The following is a 3,832-nucleotide window of genomic DNA, read 5'->3' on the forward strand; positions in this document are numbered from 1 at the left end:
ACGGCGCGCCACCGCGACGTCTTTCCAGCCGAAGGACCGTTCTTCCGGGTACTGGGCACTCCCTCGCAAGAGAGTCATCCGGCAGGTTTCCCTGCCTTCGCCCGCACCACGTCCAGCCGCGCAATAGCGGCAGACCCCCGTAGTGGGGTCGGACGGCGACCTTCGGCTGCCCGAGTGCGTGAGGCCGCGTGAGCCTCCCGCCCGCAGGCGCCGCATCCTGCTCCGTTCAAAGACGCCTCATGAGAGCGCCCCTCGCGAACAAGACAGGAGGGATCATGGCGGAGATAGGAATTCTGTCAAGAGCAAAAATAGAACAGACGAGTTGTCGGATGGGTTGAGCGCAGCGATACCCGTCACCACAAGCGCCCGGCCGTGATGGGTATCGCTCCGGCGCTCTCGCGCCTGCGCTCAACCCATCCTACGGAGCCGGCGATTCCGCCTTGTCTGCCCCGCGTCAAGCGTCGGAACCATGCCTGCGTCAGATTGTTGCAGCGCATTGTGCTCTGTCCACGCGTTGTCACGGGTTTCACATGGCGTCTTCCCAAACAGCAACCCTATCCGAATTCGAAGATCGCGATCGTTCCGATCCGCCGCGTGACGATGCTGCACCGAAGCGGAAGGCACGCGAGAAGACCGATCAACCTGATCACGGCACCGAGGACAAAGAGCCCGAGGCCAAGCCATCCCTGCGCGAGCGCCTGCGTCGGCACTGGATGCTGACGACGCTCGGCGTCATCGTGCTTCTCGTCGGCATCGTGGCCGGCGTGATGTATTGGCTTGCCGCACGGCATTACGAGACCACCGACGACGCCTTTGTCGATGCGCGCAGTTTCTCCGTCGCCGCCAAGGTCGGCGGTTATGTCACTGATGTACTCGTGACCGACAACCAGCATGTCGAGACTGGCGCCGTGCTGGCGCAGATCGATACCCGCGATTATGTCGCCGCGCGCGATCAGGCTCAGGCGCAGGTCGAGCAGGCGCAGGCGAACATCACGAATGTCGAGGCGCAGATTTTCAGCCAGGAGGCGCAGGTGCAGCAGGCGCGCGACCAGGCCGACCAGGCGGCCGCGCAACTGCAATTCGCCGAGCAGGAAGCATCGCGCGCGCAGGAACTGGTGCAGAAGGGCGCCGGCACCGTGCAGCAACAGCAGCGCACCAAATCCGATCTCGAGGCCCAGCAGGCCAATGACAGCCGCGCCAAGACCGGCGTGACATCGGCGACCCGGCAGATAGATGTGCTGAAGGCGCAGCAGAAGAGCGCCGAGGCCGGTCTCGCGCAGGCCAGGGCACAGCTCGAACAGGCCGAGCTCAATCTGAGCTACACAAAAATCACGGCAGCGCAGGCCGGGCGCGTGGTGAAACTCTCCGGTGCCAAGGGCACGCTGGTGAATGCCGGCCAGAGCCTGATGATGTTCGTGCCCGACGATATCTGGGTCACCGCCAACTACAAGGAAACCCAGGTCACCGACATGCGGCCGGGCCAGCCCGCCGAGATCCGCATTGACGCCTATCCCGATCACAAGATCACCGGCAAGGTCGCTTCGGTGCAGCCGGGCTCGGGCACGGTGTTCAGCCTGCTGCCGGCTGAAAATGCCACCGGCAACTACGTGAAAGTCGTGCAGCGCGTGCCGGTGAAGATCGTCGTCGATCAATGGCCGACGGATGTGACCATCGGGCCGGGCATGTCCGTGGTACCGAAGGTCAAGGTGCGATGAGCGACACCACCGCCGGTGCCGGCGGCTGGTCGCCGGAGCGCTCCGCGGCGGGCGGGCACAATCCGTATCTGATCGCGGTGGTGGTCTCGATCGCCACCTTCATGGAGGTGCTGGACACCACCATTGCCAATGTGGCGCTTCGTCATATCGCCGGCGGTCTCGCCGTCGGCATCGACGAGAGCACCTATGTCATCACCAGCTATCTGGTCGCCAATGCCATCGTGCTGGCGATCTCCGGCTGGCTGGCTACGGTGATCGGCCGCAAGCGCTTCTACATGATCTGCGTCGCAGTGTTCACGCTGGCCTCGCTGCTGTGCGGCTTTGCGTGGAGCCTGGAATCACTGGTCGTGTTCCGCATCCTACAGGGGCTCGGCGGTGGCGGTATGGCGACATCAGAGCAGGCGATCCTCGCTGACTCGTTCCCACCGCAGAAGCGTGGACAGGCTTTTGCCGTCTATGGCGTCGCCGTCGTTGTCGCGCCCGTCGTTGGCCCGACGCTTGGTGGCTGGATCACGGACACATATTCCTGGCATTGGGTCTTTCTCATCAATGTGCCGATGGGCCTGATCTCGCTGTTCCTCGTCGGCACGCTGGTCAGCGAGCCATCCAGTGCTGAAGCCGAACGCAAGGCATTGCTGAAGAAGGGCCTGCGCCCGGACCTGATCGGCTTCGCTTTGGTCGCGATCGGGCTCGGCTCGCTCGAATTCGTGCTCGACGAAGGCCAGCGCAAGGACTGGTTTGGTTCGCAGATGATCACGACATTTGCGGTGATCGCGGCTGTCAGCCTGCTGGCGCTGATCCCTTGGGAGCTGACACGAAAAGATCCCATCATCGATCTGCGGCTCTTGGGCCGCCGCCAGTTCGGCGCATGTTTTCTCGTCATGCTTGGCACCGGCGCGGTGCTGATCTCCACCACGCAGATGATGCCGCAACTGCTGCAGGCCGATTTCGGGTACACGGCGCTGCTGGCGGGCCTTGCGCTGTCGCCCGGCGGAATCGCGACGCTGTTCATGATGCCGATCGTCGGCCGGCTGATCGGCTTCGTGCAGCCGAAATATCTGCTGGTGTTCGGCGCGACGGTGGTGGCGCTGTCGATGTGGCACCTCACCGGGCTGAACGGCAATGTGACCTATGGCTATGCGGCCACCGCGCGCATTTTCCTCGCCATCGGCCTGCCATTCCTGTTCCTGCCGGTGACGACGGCGTCCTATGACGGCATCCCGCCGGACAAGACAAACCAGGCGTCGGCGCTGATCAATGTCGCGCGCAACATCGGCGGCTCCATGGGGGTGGCGCTGGCGCAGACCATGCTGGCGCAGCGGCAGCAGTTCCATCAGTCGCGGCTGGTGGAGCAGGCGGCGCCGTCCGATGTGGGCTATCAGCGCACGCTGGATCAGGTGACGCGTTATTTTGTCGATCATGGTTCGAGCCAGGCCGATGCGGCCAGTCAGGCGGTCGGCTGGATCGGCAAGACGATCCAGCGCCAGGTCGATCTGCTCGCCTATATCGACGTGTTCTGGAGCCTGTCGATCGTCGGGATGATCATGATCCCGATCGCGCTGACGATCAAATCGATCGATCTGAAGGCGCCGCCGAAGGGGCATTAGCTCAGCCGTAGGGCGGATTAGCCGAAGGCGTAATCCGCCGCGGAGTTTCCGCTATGCACTCGGCCGGCGGATTACGCTTCGCTAATCCGCCCTACGGTCGAGTCCTACACCCCATCCAGGATGATCACCGTCGGTGTCTTGGGCAGCGCGTTCAGCGACATCGTCAATGTCTGCGCGCTGCGCTGGTCGATCGCAAAGCTCTGGCCGATCTTCTGCATGAAATCGCTGAGCGGCGTCATGAAGCGATGCATCGGCAGCACCACCGATGCGCGCAGGCGCCTGGTGATGTCTGAGACGCCATCCAGCGACATGGTGTAGCTGCCGTCGATCGGCACCATCACGATATCGAGCCGGCCGATGGCGGCGAAATGGCTTTCGTCGAGCTTGTGATGGAGATGGCCGAGATGGCCGATGCACAGGCCGGCGACCTCGAAGATGAAGATCGAATTGCCGTCCTTCATCATCTCGCCACCGGAGTCGTCGCCGACATAGCGGCGGATGTCGGTGGTG

At 63.4% G+C, this 3,832-nt stretch carries 3 protein-coding genes; 2 read left to right on the forward strand and 1 reads right to left on the reverse strand.

Annotated elements, in window-relative coordinates:
• Positions 1-530: 530 nt before the first annotated feature.
• On the forward strand, positions 531-1,715 hold the full coding sequence (locus ACIQ17_RS31870; RefSeq protein WP_398473532.1) for an efflux RND transporter periplasmic adaptor subunit: 1,185 nt from the start codon (positions 531-533) through the stop codon (positions 1,713-1,715).
• Entirely contained in the window at positions 1,712-3,322 is a 1,611-nt protein-coding gene (locus tag ACIQ17_RS31875; RefSeq protein ID WP_398473533.1) for a DHA2 family efflux MFS transporter permease subunit, read from the forward strand. The genes ACIQ17_RS31870 and ACIQ17_RS31875 overlap by 4 nt, the downstream gene beginning before the upstream one ends.
• A gap of 104 nt (positions 3,323-3,426) precedes the next feature.
• Here the strand turns inward: ACIQ17_RS31875 and ACIQ17_RS31880 are convergent.
• Positions 3,427-3,832 (reverse strand): MBL fold metallo-hydrolase (locus ACIQ17_RS31880; RefSeq protein ID WP_398473534.1); only part of this gene is annotated, 406 nt, incomplete at its 5' end.

This window comes from Tardiphaga sp. (genome assembly GCF_044340795.1).
Lineage (GTDB): Bacteria > Pseudomonadota > Alphaproteobacteria > Rhizobiales > Xanthobacteraceae > Tardiphaga.